We start from the raw sequence: 21,683 nt of genomic DNA on the forward strand, positions 1-21,683 counted from the left end.
CTTTTATTTAAACCCTGCTCTATAACAATAGCGACGTTATAAGAGCGGTGAATGTAAAAAATAATCGTGGAATATTTAATCACAAACACAATTGGTAATACCATTTTACCTATCTAGTTTAAGGCAGATCGATTTCGAGGTAAATACTCACAAGCATAGCAAAGCATTTACCTTTTGCTGGGTGTTAAGCTTTATTGTTGAATTTGTTAAGAAAAATCAGTAACCGCAAACTGGTCTGATGAGGAAGGGAGAATGCAGTAATAGGGGCAAAGCGCCTGATCTACATACAATTAATAAATAGACCAAACGCCCTTCTAAGCCAAGTAGGCTAGTAAATGTTAAAAATAATGACTATGCAAGACTGCCTACAAGCGTGAGCGCTGATGTTATTACAAGAAGAAAAATAACATTACGTTTTGCTAACTTTACAAGCACCTTCGGTTCTATTGCTGCATTTTCAGCCTGCAACTGCTGTTCATCAGGCGTTAGAATCTCAGCTTTCGAAGAAATTTGTGTAAGCACATCGTATGCAGGTACATCGAACTGAAGTGCATACTTAATCCACTCAGGCAACGCTCGTGAGAAATGTCCCATCATCAACATGCCAAAAGCGGTAACGCGAACAGGAATATAATCGAGCGCAAACATCAATCTTCCCGCAGCGGCTTTTAAAGGGTGATTTGCATCACACAATGCCTCGGTTGTGCTTCGACTCAAGCTATAAAACAGCGCACCAGGTGCACCAAAAGCAATAAACCACAGCATCACAGCGGCATAGTGTTGATAGTTAAGCCAGGTAAGGTGTTGGCCAAAAGTTTTGCCTTCTGTACCCGCACTTCCGTCACTGTCTGATTGACTTGCACAATGCCCTAATTGGTCGGTGTACATACTGCACGCCTGAAGGTCACCTCGATCAGCAGCATTCAAAAAACTCTTGTAGACGGCTCGCAATGCAGGGCAGCCAATACAGATGAACAAAATTATGCTTTGCTCAATAAACGTAAGAAATGCACCAAGTACCCAGTATTCAATTGCTCCCAGCACTACTGCGGGAAGTAAAAGATAGAAATAAAGTGCTGTGGATGAGACCTTTTTACTTCCCTCCTCATCTTCATTTCCTTCTTGAAACTTAATCAACCCTTTATCTTGAAGAAAAGCACGATATTGAGCGGCATACTTTTCAATATGCCAATTAGGTGTTTTTGTTATCAACCGCTCGAGGCTGAGAACTAATAGCAAGCTCATTAACATCATAGGTATTGAGTTTCCTTTTTTCTGCAGTGCGGATTAGTTAAATTATTTAAACCCAGCAACGCGCATTCTATATCTTGCCCAATCGAAAGCTGCACCAGGGTCAGTTTTTCGCCCTGGTGCTATATCATTATGGCCTACGATACGCCCTAAAGTGATCCGAGGATAGTATCTCGTAATAAAATCAGTGAGTTCGCCAAGGGCTTGGTACTGTGCATCGGTGTAAAACAACGTATCAGTACCTTCAAGTTCAATACCTATAGCATAGTCGTTACAGCGGCTGCGGCCTTGAAATGAAGACAGGCCCGCGTGCCATGCCCGCTGTTCAAAGGGCACAAATTGCTCTATTTCACCCGTTCGATAAATTACACAATGAGCAGAGACCCGTAACCCAGCAATTTCTCTATAGAAAGGATGTTCATCAGGATTGATGGTTCCGGTAAACAATTGGCGAATGCCCGGCGTACCAAACTGTGAAGGAGGTAGTGAAATATTGTGTATCACTAACAGACTAACGTCTGTGCTGTCAGGACGGGCATCATAATGCGGACTTGCTGTGTACTTTGCTTCGTTGTAAAGCACCATAGTATTTGCTTCGATAATTGATTTTCTGGGTAATAGCCTACATTGTATATGGATATAAGTGTATAGGGCTATACATTGCATTCTAATAAGCTAATCAGCACGTTAGTCCTTTGCTTAAGAGATTACGCCGAGTATTTAGCAATACGAAAAGCGGTGCACCACTATTATAAGAAAGGTAGAAGCATGAATGAACAACAAGACCCGACAGCGTCAACGGGTAAATGGATGGTTGCGCTTGCTTGGATTTGCGGTTTTGGTCTACTGGTTTTTGTTTTCTCAGATCTTTTAGAAAAACAAATTAACCCAAATAGCGAACCAACATCAGAGCGTATTGGTTCACAAACCGAAGTCCGACTTAAGCAAAATCGCCAAGGTCACTATGTGACAACAGGTTATATTAATGGTGAGGAAGTCGTATTTCTTGTTGATACGGGTGCCACTGACGTGGCCGTTCCCGCTCATTTGGCTAACAAGCTTCAACTCAAAGCGGGTCGAGAAGGGTTGGCCAGCACAGCTAACGGCGTTGTAAGAGTTGCCGAATCGACCATTGAAACTTTGCGCATTGGTGAAATTGTGGTGCGCGATGTAAAAGCAAACTTAAACCCCGGTATGCAAGATGACCATATATTGCTGGGAATGAGTGTTCTTCGCCAATTAGAGTTTACTCAGCGCGGAGAATGGTTAATATTGCGTACCCTTTAAATACACAGATAGCATAGATCATAGCGATGAAGATGACATCACCAGACATGCAAGCGATTCGAGAGCAAGTATCGAACGCGCTTATTGAAGATCTTGGCGGCGAATTAAATGCTGCAAACGACATTACGGCGAACCTGATAGATGAAAGCGTTAATGCAAAAGCCACTATTATTACGCGAGAGCCTTGCGTGGTTTGTGGAATCGCATGGGCAAACCAAGCATTTGCACTAATCGACGAGTCGGTGTCGCTAACGTGGCATGTAAAAGATGGTGACAAAGTTGATGCCAACACCGTACTGGTTAGTTTGGAAGGCTCTGCTCGCGCGATATTGACGGCAGAACGTACGGCGCTTAACTTCCTACAAACCCTGTCGGCAACCGCCACTGTTACTGCCTTTTACGCTAAGTATTTAGATGGCTCCAACACTAAAATTCTCGATACCCGCAAAACGTTGCCAGGTTTGCGGCACGCACAGAAATACGCGGTGCGTTGTGGTGGGGGTCAAAACCATCGTGTGGGTTTGTTCGATGCATTCTTAATTAAGGAAAACCACATATTTTCTTGCGGAAACATCGAAAAAGCCGTAAGCCGAGCGAAAACAATGATGCCGGGCAAGCCCGTTGAAGTAGAGGTAGAGAACTTAACCGAGCTTGAACAAGCCCTTGGTGCAGGTGCCGACATTGTCATGCTGGATAATTTTTCTAACGAACAGATCCAACAGGCAGTAGCGCTCAATAAAGGTCAATGTAAACTGGAAGTATCAGGAAACATTACTGATGAACGACTGGCTTCTCTCGCTAAGCTAGGCGTAGATTACATTTCATCTGGAGCTTTAACCAAACACGTTCAGGCCATTGATTTGTCGCTGCGCATTAATTTGTCATAGCAGAGCAAGAAAGATAAAGAGCCAAATTAAAAGCTGTAAAGGTGGATTTAACATTAGGTAAGCGAATGTGTTGCTTATCCCCTTGTACTTCCACCTTTATAACGCGGCTTCTTTGTTGCACGTGTTTTATTATAAAGCTACAGTGTTTCAGTGAAATTTACGTTATCGCAATTATCACTTCCCTATACTGTGGCTTTAATTACTGAGACCTTAATGATTGAGGTTGCACAGTGATTTTAAATCACCGAGTAGATGTATAATTTACAATACGATTACTCGTCATTCTGTTCAGTCATTTCTCGATAATGCTTTTTGTGTATAGATAGGCATACGCACTTAAGTCATTAACTTTTATACGAAAGTTCAAGTGATAAAGCCTGCCAAGGCGCGGCGAACCGTGTCATACTGAAAAAGCTAGACATAGGTATATTTGCCTATACTTGTCAGTAACAAATAAAATTCTATACTGAGTATCAAGTACCAGGGGCGTTAAATGGACGACTCGGGTATAAACGTCAATTTGAATTAGATTTAAACTTTACGTGTTATACACGTCCCGGAGAAAAACCATGATGAACATGAATACTAAAAACCAAAAAGGTTTCACCCTAATCGAACTAATGATTGTTGTTGCAATCATCGGTATCCTTGCAGCAATCGCACTTCCTGCTTACCAAAACTACACAGAGAAAGCTCGCTTTACAGAGGTTGTAAACGCTACAGCGGCAGCTAAATCTGCAGTTGAAGTTTGTGCGCAAACTGAGTCAGGAACAACCGCTACAGAAATTTTAGATGCCTGTGACAGCAACGCAAAAGGTATTGCGGATGTAGTAACCGCTGATACTGGCGTAGTTGGATTAGCGGTTGTAGACGGCGTTATCACGGCGACTAAGCCAACTGATTCTTCTATCACTGGTGCGGGTACTTATGAAATGACTCCAGCTGTAGATGTCGCTACACGACGCGTTACATGGACAACAGTTTGCGACCCTGCAACTCTTTGCTAATCATAGTCAACTTACAAAAAAGGTTCACGTTGTGAGCCTTTTTCTTTATTTATACTAGCGAGGTTCAATCTTGGCACGAGCTCCCGTAACTTTCATTTGGCAAGGGAAAGATCGACATGGTCAATCTCGCAAAGGTGAGATCTCCGCAGCCTCTTTGTCAGAAGCGAAAAATCTACTTCGGCGCCAAGGAATCTCAGCAAACAAAGTTAAAAAGTTAGCTAAACCCCTTTTTGGCGGAAGCCCGAAAATTACTGCTGCAGACATCTCTGTCATATCACGTCAAATCGCCACCATGCTCGCCGCCGGTGTTACCCTTATCCAATCGTTAGAAATGATTTCCCAAGGTCACGCCAATTCTTCAATGCGCAAACTTCTTGGCGAAATAACCGATGAGGTAAAAGCGGGTAATCCATTGTCATCGGCGCTCAGAAAACACCCTCTTTATTTTGACGATTTATATTGCGACTTGGTTTATACCGGTGAGCAGTCGGGCGCACTTGAAACCATTTATGACCGCATTGCGACCTATAAAGAAAAGGCCGAAGCACTAAAATCAAAAATCAAAAAAGCAATGTTTTACCCCATTGCAGTTTTGGTTGTTGCTTTTATTGTTACGACTATCCTTCTTATATTTGTTGTGCCGCAGTTTGAAGAGATTTTCAGCAGCTTTGGCGCAGAACTCCCTGCCTTCACCCAGTTCGTATTGGCTATTTCACGGTTCGTCCAAGACTACGGTATTTTTATCGCCATAGGTATTGGCGGTGCTGGGTTTATGTTTATGCGCACCTACAAGCGAAGCCAGAAGCTACGTGACACGGTGGACCGCAACATTTTAAAAATTCCCGTCATTGGCGAAATATTAAAAAAAGCCAGCATTGCGCGCTTTACCCGAACCCTAGCCACGACCTTCGCAGCAGGTGTGCCGCTTATTGGCGCACTAGAATCCGCTGCCGGAGCTTCGGGCAACGCAGTATACCGCGAGGCCATTTTATACATGCGTAAAGAAGTGGCGGGCGGTATGCCAATGCATGTTGCAATGCGCGCTACACAAGTATTCCCTGACATGGTGACGCAGATGATTGCCATTGGTGAGGAGTCGGGCGCGGTTGATGAAATGCTCAGCAAAATTGCCACCATATATGAAGCTGAAGTCGATGATATGGTAGACGGTTTAACCAGCCTACTTGAACCTATGATCATGGCCGTACTTGGCGTGGTAATCGGCGGCTTGATTGTGGCTATGTACCTCCCTATATTCCAGATGGGTAACGTGGTATAACGTGGCTCAGCATTAAAAGAACGAAAATCAACAATCATAAGAACCACATACCATGGACGCGATAATTACGCTTAGTCAGCTTTACCCTGCTGTATTCTATTCCCTAGTCTTTTTTGTAAGTTTAATGGTTGGCAGTTTCTTGAACGTGGTGATTTACCGCTTGCCTATTATGATGGAACGCAGCTGGCAGCAAGAGTACCAAAGCTATTTTAGCGCGGGTGAGCCGACACCTAACGATAAAAACTCAACAGCGTCAGAGGAAGTATTCAACCTTGTAAAACCAGACAGCACATGCCCTAGCTGCGGCCACAAAATTCGCGCATGGGAAAATATTCCTGTTATTAGCTACCTGTTCCTTAAAGGTAAATGCGCTAAATGCAAAGTTGGAATATCAGTTCGTTACCCGCTGGTTGAATTGTTTACTGCTTTAGCCTGTACGTTTGCGGCCTATCAATTTGGTGTCACATCGCAAGCCCTATGGGCCGTATTGTTTACATACATACTCGTTGCTCTGCTGTTTATTGACTTAGATAAGATGCTATTACCTGACCAGTTAACACTGCCTCTACTGTGGTTAGGGTTATTGTTGAGCACGCAACACATTTTTGTAGGCACCACCGACGCTATTGTTGGCGCAGCGGCGGGTTATTTAAGTTTATGGTCTGTTTATTGGCTATTTAAACTTGCCACTGGCAAAGAAGGCATGGGCTATGGCGATTTCAAGCTGCTCGCCGCACTTGGCGCTTATACGGGCTGGCAAGGTTTGCCCATTATTATTTTGCTCTCTTCGTTTGTTGGTGCAATTGCAGGCATACTCATAATGGTGATTCAAAACAAAGGTAAGTCGTTGGCAATTCCTTTTGGTCCCTATCTCGCAGTGGCGGGTTGGCTGACACTGCTTTTTAAAGATGCCATTATTACCACCTATCTTGATTACGTACTTTAGTTAGAAGGTGCCGGCATTATGAATAAGCAGACTCCCTTTGTAGTAGGCCTTACTGGCGGCATAGGTAGCGGTAAATCTGCTGCCACTGATATTTTTGCGTCGTTAGGCATAGACATCGTGGATGCCGATGAGGTCGCAAGGGATGTGGTTGCCGTGGGCTCACAAGGGTTACTTCAAATAGCTGAGCATTTTGGCGAGCATATTTTGCTTGAAGACGGTAGCCTTGATCGCGCCGCACTTCGAGAGAAGGTTTTTGCTAACCCAGATGAAAAAATCTGGCTGAACGGCCTTCTCCACCCGCTTATTCGTTCTCGCATGCAACAGCTAATCATAGAATCGACTTCTCCCTATTGCATCTTATCTGTTCCACTATTGGTTGAAAACAAGCTTACTGAAATGTGTAACTACGTAGTAGTGGTTGACTGTCCTGAAGCGCTTCAGCTTGAACGCGCCTTAAAGCGAGATGGTAGCTCTGAAGCAACGATAAAAAGTATTATGGCGTCACAAGCTAGCCGTAAAGAACGGCTGAGCGCTGCAGACCATGTACTAGACAATAGCACCAGCCTAAACGCCCTCTTTTCGCAAGTTTCGGCCTTGCATGAACACTTACTTTTGCTATCTAAAGCGTGAAGTTGATAGACGAAGTTAACGCAAAAACACATCCCTTATAACTAAATTCACCACCTAAAAGCAGGGCGTTATAGCCTTACGGATTGATTTTTGAAACTTTTTTGACCAATTAACGTCAAAGTAAAGATTTGGCGAACAAGTATACTTGGCTTAAACGCTTTGATGCTTTAGGCTTGTTGCCTTTCACTGTTCAGCTAAATTTTTAGCGACATTTCTCTAAGTCTATGTGTTTTAAGGGGTTCCATGGGTCACGCTGTTTTCGAATTTCCACTAAAGGAAAAAGTACGTAACTATTTACGTGTTGAGCAGCTGCTTGGGCAACTTAAAATTATGGCTAAATCAGAACATACTCATCTGCAGCTGGTGTTCTTTGAACAGCTTTTCGAATTACTTGATCTTATTGAAAGACTGGATCTTCGCTCCGATCTTACCAAAGACCTCGAAGCCCATGAAAAGAACTTGGTTTATTGGTCTAAGCACCCGAAAATTGACAGCACCGCCTTAGAACAAGCGCTAAAAACCGTGCTTACCCTAAAACAAAAGCTAAAAACAGACCGCCGTTTTAGTAGTGCTTTGAAAGAAGATAAACTGCTAAGCGCAATCAGGCAGCGCTTTGCCATTCCAGGTGGCGCGTGTAGCTTCGATTTGCCCAATCTTCATTTTTGGTTACAACAACCCCTTGAACAACGCCTCGCTGAAATAGCGCAATGGCTTGAAACGTTAGCCTTACTCGATGATGCTATTGCTGTTAGCCTGTCGTTCATTCGCGAACGAGGTCAATTTGTCAATGTGGTTGCTGACAACGGTTTTTACCAAGGTGCTGCAGAAGATAAAAACGAGTTAATTCGCGTTAAATGTAGCGTTGATGAAGGGTATTACCCTACGCTTAGCGGCAATAAATACCGTTACGCACTCCGCTTCATGCTATTTTCTCCTCAAGAGGGCCAATCTGGCGCAGTGGAAAGCAGTATTCAGTTTCGTTTAGCTGCCTGTTAAACTTAAGACCTGTTGATGTTTGATGTACCGCAAAGATCAGCAGGCCCGAGTCTTTAATTTATTATTTCCCGTCTGCGGTAGTGATAGCAAATCGCAAACTTCGCCGTTTAGACGTATTTCACTGGAGTAAATAATGGAAGTGAAATGTCCTATTTGTGCCAAGCAGGTTGTTTGGGCACCAACAAGCGAATATCGCCCTTTTTGCAGTAAAAAATGCCAACTTATCGATTTAGGTGAATGGGCCGCTGAAGACAGAAAAATAGCCGGCAAGCCTGCAGAAGACGCAACGCCCAAGCATATCGATGTTGAAGAGATAGAGGCGATGCTAGCACAGCAATCAGATGACTTCTTTAAGCACTAATACGCGATGTCATTCCCACACAATTTGGCAAACATCAGTATTTAGGTAAATTCCACTAAGACGTATTCTCGTACAAAGCGCAGTGGTGTAGTATCGGTTTACTTGGTCTCCAAGCCGTAGGTAGATGCTCAGCAATCGAACGTATTAATTCGTCACAATATTAATCAATAGCTCGCTGCGCAGCTTTCCTCATCCTCAACCTATACAAAAAGGAACATGAATGTTTAATTCTATCGCGCTTGTTGGTGGTACTCATGGAAATGAAACCAGTGGTATTCAGCTTATTCGAAACTGGCAACAGTTTGGGCTACCTTCGCGATTTAATGAGCTAGATGTTTCGTTAAGCATCGCCAATGAAGCGGCCATTGCGGCAAACGTTCGTTTCGTAGACGAAGACTTAAACCGTCAGTTTACCTTTGAACGTTTATCGAATAACAATTCTGCGAAAGAAGCTGAGCTTGCTAAGGCTCTTAACCAACAGTTAGGGCCTAAGGGTGATTCGAACACAGATTTTGTGATTGATATTCACAACACCACCAGCGAAATGGGTGCTACGCTTATCATTTTGGAAGCGGATGAATTTCATATTCAGCTGGCGCGATACGTAAAGCAACAAATGCCAGAAGCCAACATTTTGGTAGAAGACGAAAAGCCCTACCTTGAACATGGTTACCTGTGCACCACTGGTAAGAAAGGTGTAATGATAGAAGTGGGTGGGCAGCCACAGGGCGTGTTAAGAGAAGATGTTTACCTTCTAACACAAACCATGGCTGAAGCAATATTGGATTTTTGTGCCGCGTATAATAAAGGGCAAATTAATACTGACGCTTTGCCTGCCTGTGAAGCTTTTCGTTTAGGCGATAATGTGTCTTTTCCGTTAGATGCTAATGGAAAACGTACCGCCATGATCCATCATTCACTGCAAGATAACGATTTCAAACCTCTCATACCTGGGGCACCGGTATTTCGGACGTTTGACGGCAAAGATATCGTGTGGGAAAACGAAACTGAAACCTACCCGCACTTTATTAATGAAGCCGCTTATTTCAAACTGGATGTGGCATTTGCCACCGCTGAACGAATAATGCTTTAAGCGTAAGTTATCTTGTTATTTGACTTACCAGCAAGAGAATAACAAAAGCACAGTCAGAAAGGCTATTGGGCCCTGATGGGCCCTCAGCTAAAAGAGTTCTATTTTTGGCTCTCGCGCCTCTTCAAACTCATTTTTCTCTTCTGGTGAAGATTCATTGATGTCAAAATGGATTTTACGCTGATCTTCCATAACGTATTTTTCAAACATTTCTTTCGTGCTTAAATTAAAAGACTCGTCAAAATGTTCGCGATTATTGATGTAAGACGAGAATTGTCCGAACAAGCTAACAATGGCATCTTGCTCTAACTTCACGTGTTCGGTGCGCTGGCGAATAATATCTTGGAATTGAATCTTGGCTATTGCACCACTCACTTTAGACGCCACTTCCGTCGCGCTTTGTGAAAAACATGCCAGCATTTTGGGATTAAGTTCTTCTAACACCCGATAGTGGCTCGTAATGTTTTCTAACGATTCAGAAAACCCCGTTAATAGTTCACGCGTGTCGTTAGCACGCGTTGAATTAAGCATTTTCTCTCCCTGATGATGCGCGGCATCAAGAGCGGACTTTATACCTGATTCTATTTTTTCAGCCGCTTCTGAAGACTGGGAAGACAATATACGTACTTGCTCTGCCACTACCGCAAAGCCCCTTCCGTATTCTCCGGCTCTAGCTGCTTCGATAGCCGCATTTAGCGCTAATAAGTTGGTTTGTGAAGCAATATTTTTAACCAGTTCGGTGAGTTCTTTGAGGTTCTCAACTTCACGCATTACCCCTTGAATCGCTTCTGTATCTGCGATTTGCTGTTCCCGCTGGGTGCTTATCATGGCTTTAATACTCGATAAGCGCTTTGCAGCTAGCTCAAACTCATCGGCGCTTTTTTCTTTGCAGCTAAGCGCGTTCTTTTGCCCTAACTCAACGTTATCTATACTGTCTTGAATGCTACTTTCAATTTCGTACAGCGCCTTCATCAATTCCATCGATGCATCTTCTGTGATGGCGCTTATGCCGTCCATTTGGCCTTTGAGGATGGCTACATATTCACTGACTTGAGCATGTGTTTCGTTGAGTTGATCAGAAGTTTCTTGTAAGTAACTCTCCTGTTTATTAAGACTGGCTTTGAATACGCTTGTTTGCCTATGCGAATACCATGTAATAAAACTCAAGAAACCCAGTATTGTGGCAACGGTACCTGCTTGCCCATTTAATAGCTGTGGCGATATATTCAACGAAATTGCCATGCTCAATATAGACACACCAACCAAACCGCTCCAAAGTAAAAGTGAGTCCTGAACTTTGTTCGTCTTATCCTTAAGCACTTTAAACTTCTCAGCGAGTACCAACTCATAATACTGCTTTGTTTTTTCAAGTACTTTCATAATCTAACCTTATGCAGTTGGCACCAACTGCTTTACTACACCTAATAACTGCTCTGGCTCAACAGGCTTAACAAGCCAACCTGTCGCGCCCGCCGCTTTCGCTTCTTCGCGACGACTCTGTTGAGATTCAGTGGTTAACATCAACATAGGGGTGAACCTGAACTTAGACTGCTGTTTCAACGTTTTAATAAGCTCTATGCCGTTCATACCTGGCATGTTTAAGTCTGTGATAATTAGTTTAGGACTGATTGATTCAAGGGCTGTCATAGCCGCTTCCGCACTCTCTGATTTTGTGACCGTATAGCCCGCTCGTTTTAATAACATTTCCATGCTCATTAACATGGTGGCCGAGTCATCTACTAAGTGTATTGCGCTCATTGCATTACCTCTCGTGTTAGCCAATTAATTGTTTACATAATTCAGTATAGTCATGTGCGCCACGACTGTTAGGAGCATAGGCAAATACAGGCTTATTCTCTGCAAATGCCTCGGCGAGTTTGATGCTCTTTCTAATGGGATTAAGCACTTTGCTTCGTCCATAGCGCCCGTACCAGTTACTTAACTCCTGTCTGTGCAGCTTTAGATTTTGTTCTACCATGACAGGTAAAATAGTGGTTTGGTTGCTCTAAACTTTCGCTCTGCCATTGCATTTCTGCAGGCATTGAGCAGTTTCTGAACACCGTCACTTGCCAGTGGAAGGGGTGTTGCTGGAATAATAATGTCGGTCGCTGCCGATAGCGCAGCCATAAGCTGCGGGCTCAATGTTGGCGGCGTATCAATAAGAACAATATCGAAATGTTTCGTTACCGCTTCCGAGTCGCACCAGTTACGCAATACATCTAGCGTGATTTCTTCATTTGTATTCGCATTACAAGTATCAACATCGGTGGCATATATGTTGTCAGCGCACTTCACAATAGAGGTAAAGAAGGTGTTGAGAGGCAGTTCAGTTATATCGCTTTGTTGAACGCACCCTAGTGCTTTTAAGCCATGCATAACATGGCCTTGATTATCAAGATCCAACACAATGACCCGTTTATTCGCTTGTGCGAAGCCATAAGCAAGATTTACCACCGTAGTGGTTTTCGCCGTACCGCCTTTGCGATTAGCTACCGTGATCACTCTCATTCGAACCACACTTTACTCTGCTTGTTTTGCATCATTTCAGTCAGCCAATATAGTGCATCAGCTTCAGGCCACACGCTCACTTTTGGCTTTTTCGCTAGCAATACCTGATACACAGCGGTATGTGCGCTACCTAAGGCTTTTAAATTAACTTGTCGGGAAGTCTCTTCATTCAACCAAGCAAAGAGCGCTTCAGCTTCTTCTATTTCACAGTGCCCGGTCATGACCGCGACTTTCTTTTTGTAAGTTATAGGCATTTTGCTAATACCTCTTGAACGTTGATAATCAATAACACACGCCCGTCGCCAAGCAGCGCCGTTCCCGAGAAGTGAGCGTATCCGGCCAACACGCCTTCAAGCGGTTTTTGAATAACGTCAATCCCTTCGTGAAATTTATCAATGATTAATCCAAACTCTCCCTGAGGCGTTGATACCACAAGAATTGAATGCTCTTCCCTTTCTTCGGCTGCTTCGAAACCTAACGCTTCACGCAAGTCACAAAGAGGTATGAGCTTTTCGCGGATAACCAGTACGTGTTCGTTGCGAATACGCTGGATATCGGCAGTAGGCACTTTGACAGTCTCAACGACGGCATCCATTCCAACACCAAACATTTGGTCGTTCACTTCGAACATCATTACTCGGTTCACTGACATAGTTTGGGGCAGCAATAGTTTGAAAGTACTTCCTACTCCCACTTCGCTTTGCATTTCGATTGTGCCGCCGGCCTGACTAACCATCGTTTTTACCGCATCCATTCCAACGCCGCGCCCAGATAAATCTGACACTTGCTCAGACGTTGAAAAACCAGCGGCAAAGATTAACTGTAGCGCTTCATTATCATCCAAGTTTTCAAGCTGCGTTTCGCTGATAACCCCTTTTTGAAATGCCAAAAGCTTAATTTTTTGAGGGTCAATGCCTTTACCATCATCGCGAATCTCTATGATTACACTATCATCAAGCGGCGTTGCGATGAGGTCGATGCGACCTACTTCAGGTTTTCCTGCTGCAAGCCGCTCTGCAGGAGACTCTATGCCGTGATCTATGCTATTTCTTAGCAAGTGAATAAGCGGTTCAGATAAGGACTCAATTAAATTTTTGTCAAACTCGGTATCTTCTCCCTGCATACACAACTCGATTTTTTTATCGAGCTTTCTGGCTAAATCCCGCACTAAGCGAGGGTAGCGTTGAAATACGTGGGAAACAGGCACCATACGAATCTGAAGCACTGCACTTTGGAGCGATTCTGTTAATCGGTTAACAATGGAAAAATGGGCTTTGATTTGCTTACTGAGCTTTCTACTGCCTCCCTCTTCTTCTGCCTGCTTTGCAAGATAAGGCAGAGAATTTTTGGCAACGGTTAGCTCGCCAACAATGTCCATTAAGTAATCTATTTTTGACTGATCGACCTTGAGCATTTTCACCGCTTGGCGTTCAGCTTTTACAGGAGCAGCTGTGTCTTCTGTCGTTTCTAGTGCCTTAGCTGGCTGTGTATTAGCTGGCTGTGTAGTCTCAGCTGTCGCGTCATTCGACGTCTGTTGTGCTTGATCGTCATTTGCTTGCGCTTGAATTGTTTCCTCATCTAACGCGTTACTAATGGCAACCGCCAGCGCGTCCTCATTTTCAAACTCAGCGCCCAGAATATTACCCACCAGCCCTGCGATAGAAGGAAACATGAACTCAGATTTATAGTTATCCGAATTAAGTAGTGCGAGCTGTTGTGTCAGCATTGCTCGTTCATGCAATGCTAGGTTTTTTGGCTTAGACGCTTCTCTCTTTGAGTCGCCTGCTTCGTTTGCCGAACTATTACCGACTTCAGGAGACGTATTCATATTAGTGTCTTTACCTGAACATCCATCCTCTCGGATTTCGTTATTAAGAAAACTCAAATCGTCGATTGAAGATAGCAGGCTCAGCACAGCCCTATTAGCGCTACCATCTTCGCTGTCGTCAAAGTTCAGTGAGGCAAGCAGTAGTCCAGCGCTAGCATGCACTTGCTCTATATCTGTGTCATTCAGGGCACTGTTTAAGGTTTCGTCGTCGATAGTCTCGACGCACTTTTGAATTTTACCGGTGCATGCAGCTTTTAAGGCTTGAGTGGAAAAACTAACGCAAGAGTACTGCCCCTCGTAATACGCCATATGCTGTTTAATTTCATCTTCGCCGGCAACGCCAAGCGCTTTGATTGAAGTGAAACAGTTATAGATATCTGCATCTTCGCCTAATTCGGGCATTTCAATATTAAACGCCTTTATTCCAGGTAAGGCTACGGTGACATTTATTGGGTCTTCTCCGCGAAAGAAGCAGCCTTCGTCGGGCGTGTACTGAATGAAATAGCAGTCTGGGCCAGTCGCTTTACAAAGTAGGTCTAAGTCAGCGTTTCTACCAAAATTGACGATCAGTGCTATGTGCTCTTCGCTTAGCGTTTGCGGGTCAGCTATTGGGCTTTCGTTGTTAACCGTGGCGCTGCTTTCATCGACTTCACTCGAAGCTGTCGGGTCGATAAAGTGTCTTAATTGAGCACTAAGCTGTGTCGATATTGGTTTCCATTGCTCTACATTCTGAGAACCTACTTCGAGCTCGTCGAACCATATTGAAATTTGGTCTAAGGCTTCAAGCAACAAATCGCCTATATCATCGCTGTAGGTGACCTCGTTAGACCTTACACTATCAAGCAAATCTTCTGCTGCGTGAGCCAAGCGAGTTAAAGGTTTAATATCAAATAAATCAGAAGAACCTTTAATGGTGTGCAGGTCGCGAAAAATTTTGTCCACACGCTCAGAAGCTGGGCCCGACGACTGAATTTCTAAAAGCTCTTGGCTCGCCGACTCTAAATTCTCGCGGGACTCGCCAATAAACACATCAAGTAATTCACTCATTGGCTTCCCCCCCAATCACTGCACTTACTACTGACTTCAACGTGTCTGCATCCACAGGCTTCGTCATGTAATAGTTTGCTCCACATTGATAGGCTCGTTCGGCATCTTGATTAGCCGACTCGGTGCTTATCATGATAATGGGGACAGCACGTAGTGCCTCATTGAGCCGTATTTCCTTACATAGCCTATAACCGTCCATCTTTGGCATGTTCACATCAACAAGGAACAAGTCCACGTTTGTACCTATAGCTTTCTCAAGCGCTTCTACACCATTCTCCGCCTCTTCGATAATTCTGTCAGGCGAAGTCACCAGCATTTTGTGGAACATTCTTACCGTAGAGGCATCATCAACAATCATTACTGTTTTCATGTTATGCCCCTCCTGCAAGTGGCTTCTGGTAAGCAATCACATCACCGAATTTGCGTACTTTAAACATAGACGAAATACGGCTCATAGATTCGCTGTGTCCCAAAAAGATATAGCCGCCAGGCTTCATGGCGTCGTAAAGCACGTGCGCCGCTTTTTTTCGAGATTCATCATCAAAATAAATAAGCAGGTTGCGACAAAAAATAAGGTCAAAATGCCGAAACTGTTTCATGTTGCTGCCCGACAAAATATTAGCCAATGTGAATGACACCGACTCACGAATATCTTCACTAAGCTGGAATTGCCCATTGATTTCTTTGAAATACTTCTTCACCAGCGGGAGCGGAATGTTCTGAACAGAGCGCTTGGAATAAAGCCCTTTTTTTGCTGATGCCAGCACGTTGCTGTCAATATCAGAAGAGATGAGCTCTACATCTCTGTGCGCCAACCCTTTCCAATACTCGATAAGATATATCGCTATTGAGTATGGCTCTTCGCCCGTACTTGAGGGTACTGACCAAATGCGCAAATCTTCTCCGGCAGGACGATAACCGTCTAACTCATCCATTATTTCTCTTGTCATCGCTTCAAATTGATATTCTTCGCGAAAGAAATACGTTTCATTGACAGTCATTGAATTCACGAGGTTTTGAAATTCTTCACCTGACGCTTGGAATCGCATGTAAGTGAAGTAACCTTTAAAGCTCGTATGACCTGTAGCCTTCATGCGTTCATGAAGACGTTTGTCTACAAAATAGCGCTTCGAGTCTTCGAAATGGATCCCGGTTTTTCGGTAAAACATAGAGCGGAACCGTTCGAAATCGGCAGCACCTATTTTGTCTAGTGCTACACTATTCATCGGCGTTTCTCACTTGATTACGAATTAGTGAAATAACAAACTGAATGTAGTTATGATTCGGAAATCGGCTTTCAACAGTTTGCAAAATATCCAAAGTAGACACATCAGCAATTTCAGCCAGTTTGTCCAGTGCAGTACCCACAACGTTTTCATTGTCGTCATTTAGAGCGAATTGGTGCAGCCAGTTCACTGCATCTATGTGAGCAACCGCACCTATAATGTCTACGCAGAAAATACGGGTGTCAGGGTCCTCGTCGTGCATGAGTAAATTGACATTCGCAGCAAAAATATCAGGGTTTTGCTGCATAAGCTCAATAGCCCCATTTCGCAATTGCACGTGTTCGCTTTTAAGCATGGTAATAACCTGCGAGGCATGACTTTGAGTCATATCATGCTCGAGCGCACTAAATAAAGCCTCGATCACTGTGGGGTCATCTTCTTGTGGCAATCGATATATAAAAGCGTCGTGCGCATCTTTTTGGCCACTCAAATCTCTTACTGCCCACCGGCGCACATCACTGTCGCTCGAGTTTAGGTCGCTAATGAGTTGCTCTTTCGTTCGAGGGTGTTCGCGCTTTTCCTCAAAGTCATCGGAAACATCGGCAATAGGTTCTACTTTCTTCTTGAGACCCATAATTACTTCTCCTCTTAACGACAAAGCGCGTTCAATTTAGATGCGACTTTGGGACTATCTAGTACGAAGCTGGCGCAACCCGCTTCAATAAGCTCTTTTGGCATACCGAAGACAACTGAGGTCGCCTCACTCTCTGCGATCGTTGTCGCACCTTCTTTAAACGCTTTGCTCATAGCGGCAACACCATCACACCCCATTCCGGTCAGCTGTACGCACAGCATAGAAAGTGGCTTGTAGCAGTTAAGTGCGCTGTCTACCATACGATCCACACTTGGATGCCACAGAAAACTTGGGCTTGATGGCACAGGGCGCGCTGAGACTTCACCGCCGATTTTTGAGAAGGCAAGATCAGCATCCCCTTTTGCAAGATAAACATTGCCAGCCTTTATGGGCATCTTCGCATTCACCTCAACCACGTTGAGCGGACTGATTCCGTCCAAGCGCTTAGCCAGCGCACTGGTGAAAGAGGCTGGCATGTGCTGTGAAATAACGATAGGAACCGGAAATGCGGGGCTTAAGTTAGCTACCAGGTGTTCAAGCTTTTTGGGACCACCAGTGGAAACGCCTACCAGAACGACTTCAAAGGGTACGCTCGTTTTGTGGCGAACAACTTTCTGTGTCACGACTGGGGGCGGTTTAATTGTAGGACGCTGTGGTTTGCCAGTTTTGGCTAGGGCGTGAATTTTGTTTATTAAAGGCGCCTCTAAATCTGAAATATCCCGCGAAACAGTACCCCCTGTTTTTAACACAAAGTCACTTGCGCCAAGCGCGAGTGCCTCTAGGGTAATGGAGGCCCCCTTTTGCGTGAGCGAAGACACCATGATAATAGGACAAGGATAAAGTTTCTTGAGCATCGCCAGACACGTCATGCCATCCATTACCGGCATATTAATGTCCAGTGTTATACAGTCTGGCTCGAACTCTACAGCTTTAGTTAGCGCTTCTTCGCCGTTACGTGCTACTTGAACAATAAAGCCCTCTTTCTCGAAGAGTTGCGTAAACAGCTTTCGCATTAACGCGGAATCGTCGACGATAAGTACTTTTACTGTCATAAATAACCTCGAATATTAGCTAGCATTGCTCTTGAGCTTTAGATACCGCATTGTCATCGAGCAAGACTTTGGGCTCGATAATTTGAATAATGCGTTTTTCATCGTTCAGCTTAATCAGGCGGTTTAAGAACTCAGATTGCATCTCAGAAAGAGAAGGCGCTTCTTCAATAGTCTGTCTAACGACGGTCTTCACTTCGGCAACGCCATCAACGATAAACCCGGTACGCTGTTTATCCTTGGTAAGAACAACGATGCGCTGACGTTCTGACGTTTCGCTGCACGGCATGCCTAAGCGGCTACGCAAGTCGATAACCGGCAACACTGTACCGCGAAGGTTAACAATACCTTTCAGGTAATCTGGCGTACTCGGCACACTTTCAAGCTTCTCTGGTACTCGCGTAATCTCTTGCGTATCGTCAATGCTTACACCGTATTCTTGCCCATTAATCCAAAAGATGACGTATTGCTCGCAGTCATCTTCATCAATTGCTAAATCGTTGCCATCATTCATTTGAGACTCCTGCTGAATATCGGCATCAAGACTGGTTAAAGCGCTCATCAGCGCACGGCTGTAGATGTTAGAAAGGTTGATAATAGACACCAGACGTTTGCCGCCATCGCTGCGGTAGACCGCTTCAAGCAGCCCCGATTCCGCGCCGTCATTACATACCGAAGGAACAGATTCCAGTTCAGCTTCAGAAATAGACACCACATTACTGACTTTGGCTACCACAAAGCCAACGCTACCAAACTCGCTGTTTTGCGTTACTACAATGCGCGATGCTTCGTTAATTTCAGTGCGCATCATGCCAATGGAGTTCGACAAGTCGACAATGGGAATGATGCGGCCGCGCAGATTGACCAGCCCCAAAACAGAAGGTGCACTGTCCGGAAGTTGCGATATCTCTGCGGGAACACGCACAATTTCTTCTACGTCTTGAAGGTGAAATGCGAACTCTTGTTCCTCTAGCGAAAAGCACACTAACTGCTGCAAATTCTCGTCCTCTTGAGAATCTTCAGGCGCATCGTTATCAATATGCTGCATTCCCGACAGCTGCATAGTATTGCCATCTTGCTTGACGACTGCCTGTGCTTTTGCAAGCGCAGAAACATCAAGGATTTGCTCTACAGGCTGGTCGCTTTGTTTAATGATGCCCTGCATATAGTCGTAGGCGATAGAATCCGTCATTGAGGTTTTATCGATAACAGCATCGCTGCTAACACTGTAGACGCGCAGTACTCTGTCTACCAGAAATCCTACGCTACCAAGCTCAGACTCCACTACAACTACGCGGGTCACGTCACTCTCTTGTGACTTCGCTCCAAGTAAGATTGTGCTTAAGTCATACACGGGCAACACGTTCCCACGTAAGTTTGCTAAGCCAATCATTTGTGCGGGACCAAGGGGGACAGACACCATAGTCGGTACGCGAATGATTTCGCCCACCGCAAGCATGGGAAAAGTGAAACGCTCCTCGTTGACCATGAAGGACACGAACTGTTGTTCACCACCTGACATTGGCTCAGTTTCGTTTGCGGTCTCGTTATTCGTATTTTCGTTACTCATGAGGCAAGCTCCTCTATTAGACACAAGCGCTATCAATTAGCCGTTTTGCATTTCGTCAGCCACTGAAGCAATTTCTTCAATGGACTTGGCCAACACTTTCATGCCTTTGCTTTGCTGGTCTGCTGCGTTAAGTGCCTGCTGACAGTTACTGCTCGCTTGCTCATTTGCCGTCGCAATTTGCTCTAGTCCCCGCTGGGCCTGTGTAACACCCGCGGCAATTTCTTCACCCCGCTCTTTCATTGCCTGGTTATATTGCACAACTTCGTTGATGTCAGTCGCAATTTGCTCGACATCTTGCGTAGTTTGCTTCGCTTTCATGACCTCTCTAGATGCACTTTCAGCAACATTAGTTAAGTCTGTTTTTACGCTCATTGTCTGGTCTTGAATGGCTTTGATGAGGTCTTTTATCTGCTCTACATTTTCAGCAGCTTCATCTGCTAGGCTTTGAATATCTGCAGACACAACCGCAAAACCTTTGCCATACTCACCTGCTCGCGCCGCTTCTACTGCGCCGTTTACTGCCAACATGCTGGTTTTCACTGATACCGTGGTAATAGTGTCGATAACCTTGTCTATTTGGCGCGTCATAACTTCCATCTCACTGATAGCACTCACATTTTCTTTGCTAGTTTCAAGCGCCAGATTTATGCCGCTAACCATTCCCTCAATCAGCGCACGGTTTTCTTTAAGTAATCCAGTGATAGCATTGCCTTTCTCTAACGCTACATCACACTGCGCTGAGGCTTTATCAACACCTTCTCTTAACAGGTCGATATTTCCCACGGCTTGGTCGACAGAGCTTGCTGCCTGCTGCGAACCGTTATTCACTTGAGTCAACGCCGTCATTATTTCACTTGATGAGCGATTGATTTCTTCGAGGGTTGCTGACAGCTCTTCAGCTGACGATGCCACCTCTTCTGCGCTCTTGTTAATGTCTGTGCTGTTTTTAAGCTCTTCGGTGATTATTTCTAGTGACTGTGCAGCCTGTTCAGCTTGAGACAAAGCAACACTCTGCTCAGAGACATTAGATGACACTTCCTGGGCAGCGGTTGACTGCTCGTCGGCTGCGCACGAGATTGCTTCTGAACCAGTTTGTATTTCTTTGGCTGCGGCATCCATCCCCTTGACCTGTGCCTGCAACTCACCTGCTCCGTCTGCGATACTTTGCATATCTGATTTAATCGTAATGAGTTGCTCTGTAACCGCTTCGCCTTTCGTTACTTCTTCAAGCGCTGCTTCTGAGGAGGATTTAACGGCGTCAGAGACTCGATTTGATTGCTCTTGAATACGCTCTATCTGCTTAGCTATATCAGCAGCACTCTTGTCTGAGACTTCTGCGAGCGCGCGAACCGTATCGGCAACTACAGCAAATCCCTTCCCGTGCTTACCTGCGCGTCCCGCTTCAATAGCAGCGTTAAGCGCTAGCAAGTTCGTCTGATCAGCAATGCGGGTCACTTGTTTGACAGCTTCGCCGATGTTTGATGCTTGTTGCTCTAACTCGCTCATCATGACCACTGAGCGTGATTGATGCTCAGACGCAGTTTTAACGCTGGTCATCATGGTGCTTAAATCGCCAACCACACGCTCAAGGTACGTTTGAAGCTCGTTGGTTTTGTCCATTGTCGAGCCTGCCAATTCAAGCTGTGCAACAAGGCCACCTGAAATCTGAGTGATAGCCGCTAAGCTTTCTTGGCTTGCACTGCTCGATTCCTCGGCGCCTGCTGCAATTTCGTTAACTGCAGTGGATAACTGATCGGTTGCGCTTGAGGCCTGATTTATACCACTTGCTAATTCAGTCGTGGCGGAAGCAACGCGCTCTGCGGCTTGCTGCTGCCTCGCGAGTGTTCTTGCTTTGCGGCGCTCCTCTTCCGCTTCTTTACGCATCTTTGCATCAACTCGCACTGCTGGAGCGACTGTTTGTTCGGTAGATTTTTTGAGCGCCATAAGTAACCTCGATATGTGAATGGCTGTAAAAACACTATTCAAATATCGTTGAGAACCGGGCGCATTAATGTATTAAACGAAATACGTTTGTATGGAGAGGGGTACGTTGTTTCCGTAGAAACATAATTCAACGGCAAAATGGC

At 44.8% G+C, this 21,683-nt stretch carries 22 protein-coding genes; 9 read left to right on the plus strand and 13 right to left on the minus strand.

Annotation, left to right across the window (positions count from 1 at the left end; genetic code table 11):
• Positions 1-351: 351 nt before the first annotated feature.
• Together ampE and ampD are read right to left on the minus strand one after the other, a co-directional pair.
• Positions 352-1,254: a beta-lactamase regulator AmpE gene (gene ampE / locus MASE_RS13990; RefSeq protein WP_014950398.1), complete on the minus strand. Its 903-nt coding sequence runs from the start codon at positions 1,252-1,254 to the stop codon at positions 352-354.
• Between the two features lie 42 nt (positions 1,255-1,296).
• Entirely contained in the window at positions 1,297-1,836 is a 540-nt protein-coding gene (gene ampD / locus MASE_RS13995; protein WP_014950399.1) for a 1,6-anhydro-N-acetylmuramyl-L-alanine amidase AmpD, read from the minus strand.
• A 183-nt stretch (positions 1,837-2,019) separates the two neighbouring features.
• On the opposite strand from ampD, the gene MASE_RS14000 reads away from it, so the two are divergent.
• From MASE_RS14000 to MASE_RS14040, 9 genes are all read left to right on the plus strand, one after another.
• Positions 2,020-2,538 carry a retropepsin-like aspartic protease family protein gene (locus tag MASE_RS14000; RefSeq protein ID WP_014950400.1) on the plus strand — a complete coding sequence of 173 codons (519 nt, stop codon included), beginning with the start codon at positions 2,020-2,022 and terminating at the stop codon, positions 2,536-2,538.
• A gap of 32 nt (positions 2,539-2,570) precedes the next feature.
• Positions 2,571-3,425 carry a carboxylating nicotinate-nucleotide diphosphorylase gene (gene nadC / locus MASE_RS14005; RefSeq protein WP_014950401.1) on the plus strand — a complete coding sequence of 285 codons (855 nt, stop codon included), beginning with the start codon at positions 2,571-2,573 and terminating at the stop codon, positions 3,423-3,425.
• Positions 3,426-3,994: 569 nt separating this feature from the next.
• Positions 3,995-4,432: a pilin gene (locus tag MASE_RS14010; protein ID WP_014950402.1), complete on the plus strand. Its 438-nt coding sequence runs from the start codon at positions 3,995-3,997 to the stop codon at positions 4,430-4,432.
• A 70-nt stretch (positions 4,433-4,502) separates the two neighbouring features.
• Complete coding sequence (locus tag MASE_RS14015; RefSeq protein ID WP_014950403.1) at positions 4,503-5,711, plus strand: type II secretion system F family protein; 1,209 nt, start codon at positions 4,503-4,505, stop codon at positions 5,709-5,711.
• 52 nt (positions 5,712-5,763) lie between these two features.
• A complete protein-coding gene (locus MASE_RS14020; protein ID WP_014950404.1) occupies positions 5,764-6,657 on the plus strand; it encodes a prepilin peptidase in 894 nt (297 codons plus the stop codon).
• Positions 6,658-6,675: 18 nt separating this feature from the next.
• Positions 6,676-7,287 carry a dephospho-CoA kinase gene (gene coaE, locus MASE_RS14025; RefSeq protein WP_014950405.1) on the plus strand — a complete coding sequence of 204 codons (612 nt, stop codon included), beginning with the start codon at positions 6,676-6,678 and terminating at the stop codon, positions 7,285-7,287.
• A 243-nt stretch (positions 7,288-7,530) separates the two neighbouring features.
• Entirely contained in the window at positions 7,531-8,283 is a 753-nt protein-coding gene (gene zapD, locus MASE_RS14030; protein ID WP_014950406.1) for a cell division protein ZapD, read from the plus strand.
• 133 nt (positions 8,284-8,416) lie between these two features.
• Positions 8,417-8,644 (plus strand): DNA gyrase inhibitor YacG, encoded by a 228-nt coding sequence (gene yacG, locus MASE_RS14035; protein WP_014950407.1) that lies wholly within the window; start codon positions 8,417-8,419, stop codon positions 8,642-8,644.
• Between the two features lie 220 nt (positions 8,645-8,864).
• Positions 8,865-9,737: an aspartoacylase gene (locus tag MASE_RS14040; RefSeq protein ID WP_014950408.1), complete on the plus strand. Its 873-nt coding sequence runs from the start codon at positions 8,865-8,867 to the stop codon at positions 9,735-9,737.
• Between the two features lie 87 nt (positions 9,738-9,824).
• Here MASE_RS14040 and MASE_RS14045 read toward each other — a convergent pair whose 3' ends face one another.
• From MASE_RS14045 to MASE_RS14095, 11 genes are all read right to left on the minus strand, one after another.
• The gene (locus MASE_RS14045) at positions 9,825-11,114 is read right to left on the minus strand and encodes a methyl-accepting chemotaxis protein (protein ID WP_014950409.1); all 1,290 of its coding nucleotides are present in this window, start codon (positions 11,112-11,114) and stop codon (positions 9,825-9,827) included.
• A 9-nt stretch (positions 11,115-11,123) separates the two neighbouring features.
• Positions 11,124-11,492 carry a response regulator gene (locus MASE_RS14050; RefSeq protein ID WP_014950410.1) on the minus strand — a complete coding sequence of 123 codons (369 nt, stop codon included), beginning with the start codon at positions 11,490-11,492 and terminating at the stop codon, positions 11,124-11,126.
• 213 nt (positions 11,493-11,705) lie between these two features.
• Positions 11,706-12,242 carry a ParA family protein gene (locus MASE_RS14055; RefSeq protein ID WP_014950411.1) on the minus strand — a complete coding sequence of 179 codons (537 nt, stop codon included), beginning with the start codon at positions 12,240-12,242 and terminating at the stop codon, positions 11,706-11,708.
• Positions 12,239-12,496, minus strand: coding sequence for a hypothetical protein (locus MASE_RS14060; RefSeq protein WP_014950412.1), 258 nt, complete (start codon positions 12,494-12,496; stop codon positions 12,239-12,241). Before MASE_RS14060 ends, MASE_RS14055 begins: the two co-directional genes overlap by 4 nt.
• Positions 12,487-15,117 (minus strand): chemotaxis protein CheA, encoded by a 2,631-nt coding sequence (locus MASE_RS14065; protein WP_014950413.1) that lies wholly within the window; start codon positions 15,115-15,117, stop codon positions 12,487-12,489. The genes MASE_RS14060 and MASE_RS14065 overlap by 10 nt, the downstream gene beginning before the upstream one ends.
• A complete protein-coding gene (locus MASE_RS14070; protein WP_014950414.1) occupies positions 15,110-15,487 on the minus strand; it encodes a response regulator in 378 nt (125 codons plus the stop codon). Before MASE_RS14070 ends, MASE_RS14065 begins: the two co-directional genes overlap by 8 nt.
• Before the next feature lies 1 nt (position 15,488).
• Positions 15,489-16,343 carry a CheR family methyltransferase gene (locus MASE_RS14075; RefSeq protein WP_014950415.1) on the minus strand — a complete coding sequence of 285 codons (855 nt, stop codon included), beginning with the start codon at positions 16,341-16,343 and terminating at the stop codon, positions 15,489-15,491.
• A complete protein-coding gene (locus MASE_RS14080; RefSeq protein WP_014950416.1) occupies positions 16,336-16,977 on the minus strand; it encodes a HEAT repeat domain-containing protein in 642 nt (213 codons plus the stop codon). The genes MASE_RS14075 and MASE_RS14080 overlap by 8 nt, the downstream gene beginning before the upstream one ends.
• A 14-nt stretch (positions 16,978-16,991) precedes the next feature.
• Positions 16,992-18,029, minus strand: coding sequence for a chemotaxis protein CheB (gene cheB, locus MASE_RS14085; protein ID WP_014950417.1), 1,038 nt, complete (start codon positions 18,027-18,029; stop codon positions 16,992-16,994).
• A gap of 19 nt (positions 18,030-18,048) precedes the next feature.
• Positions 18,049-19,596, minus strand: coding sequence for a chemotaxis protein CheW (locus MASE_RS14090; RefSeq protein WP_014950418.1), 1,548 nt, complete (start codon positions 19,594-19,596; stop codon positions 18,049-18,051).
• A 36-nt stretch (positions 19,597-19,632) separates the two neighbouring features.
• Positions 19,633-21,540, minus strand: a complete 1,908-nt coding sequence (locus tag MASE_RS14095) for a methyl-accepting chemotaxis protein (RefSeq protein WP_014950419.1) — start codon at positions 21,538-21,540, stop codon at positions 19,633-19,635.
• Positions 21,541-21,683 lie beyond the last annotated feature (143 nt).

This window comes from Alteromonas macleodii ATCC 27126 (assembly GCF_000172635.2).
Taxonomy (GTDB): domain Bacteria; phylum Pseudomonadota; class Gammaproteobacteria; order Enterobacterales; family Alteromonadaceae; genus Alteromonas; species Alteromonas macleodii.

Coding starts and splice junctions, on each gene's coding strand:
- MASE_RS14060 (WP_014950412.1), bottom strand. CDS start 12,496: ATGCCTATAACTTACAAAAAGAAAGTCGCGGTCATGACCGGGCACTGT.
- MASE_RS14080 (WP_014950416.1), bottom strand. CDS start 16,977: ATGGGTCTCAAGAAGAAAGTAGAACCTATTGCCGATGTTTCCGATGAC.
- MASE_RS14075 (WP_014950415.1), bottom strand. CDS start 16,343: ATGAATAGTGTAGCACTAGACAAAATAGGTGCTGCCGATTTCGAACGG.
- MASE_RS14000 (WP_014950400.1), top strand. CDS start 2,020: ATGAATGAACAACAAGACCCGACAGCGTCAACGGGTAAATGGATGGTT.
- MASE_RS14050 (WP_014950410.1), bottom strand. CDS start 11,492: ATGAGCGCAATACACTTAGTAGATGACTCGGCCACCATGTTAATGAGC.
- MASE_RS14020 (WP_014950404.1), top strand. CDS start 5,764: ATGGACGCGATAATTACGCTTAGTCAGCTTTACCCTGCTGTATTCTAT.
- cheB (WP_014950417.1), bottom strand. CDS start 18,029: ATGACAGTAAAAGTACTTATCGTCGACGATTCCGCGTTAATGCGAAAG.
- MASE_RS14055 (WP_014950411.1), bottom strand. CDS start 12,242: ATGAGAGTGATCACGGTAGCTAATCGCAAAGGCGGTACGGCGAAAACC.
- MASE_RS14070 (WP_014950414.1), bottom strand. CDS start 15,487: ATGAAAACAGTAATGATTGTTGATGATGCCTCTACGGTAAGAATGTTC.
- MASE_RS14090 (WP_014950418.1), bottom strand. CDS start 19,596: ATGAGTAACGAAAATACGAATAACGAGACCGCAAACGAAACTGAGCCA.
- ampD (WP_014950399.1), bottom strand. CDS start 1,836: ATGGTGCTTTACAACGAAGCAAAGTACACAGCAAGTCCGCATTATGAT.
- coaE (WP_014950405.1), top strand. CDS start 6,676: ATGAATAAGCAGACTCCCTTTGTAGTAGGCCTTACTGGCGGCATAGGT.
- MASE_RS14040 (WP_014950408.1), top strand. CDS start 8,865: ATGTTTAATTCTATCGCGCTTGTTGGTGGTACTCATGGAAATGAAACC.
- MASE_RS14045 (WP_014950409.1), bottom strand. CDS start 11,114: ATGAAAGTACTTGAAAAAACAAAGCAGTATTATGAGTTGGTACTCGCT.
- MASE_RS14065 (WP_014950413.1), bottom strand. CDS start 15,117: ATGAGTGAATTACTTGATGTGTTTATTGGCGAGTCCCGCGAGAATTTA.
- yacG (WP_014950407.1), top strand. CDS start 8,417: ATGGAAGTGAAATGTCCTATTTGTGCCAAGCAGGTTGTTTGGGCACCA.
- ampE (WP_014950398.1), bottom strand. CDS start 1,254: ATGATGTTAATGAGCTTGCTATTAGTTCTCAGCCTCGAGCGGTTGATA.
- MASE_RS14095 (WP_014950419.1), bottom strand. CDS start 21,540: ATGGCGCTCAAAAAATCTACCGAACAAACAGTCGCTCCAGCAGTGCGA.
- MASE_RS14010 (WP_014950402.1), top strand. CDS start 3,995: ATGATGAACATGAATACTAAAAACCAAAAAGGTTTCACCCTAATCGAA.
- zapD (WP_014950406.1), top strand. CDS start 7,531: ATGGGTCACGCTGTTTTCGAATTTCCACTAAAGGAAAAAGTACGTAAC.
- nadC (WP_014950401.1), top strand. CDS start 2,571: ATGACATCACCAGACATGCAAGCGATTCGAGAGCAAGTATCGAACGCG.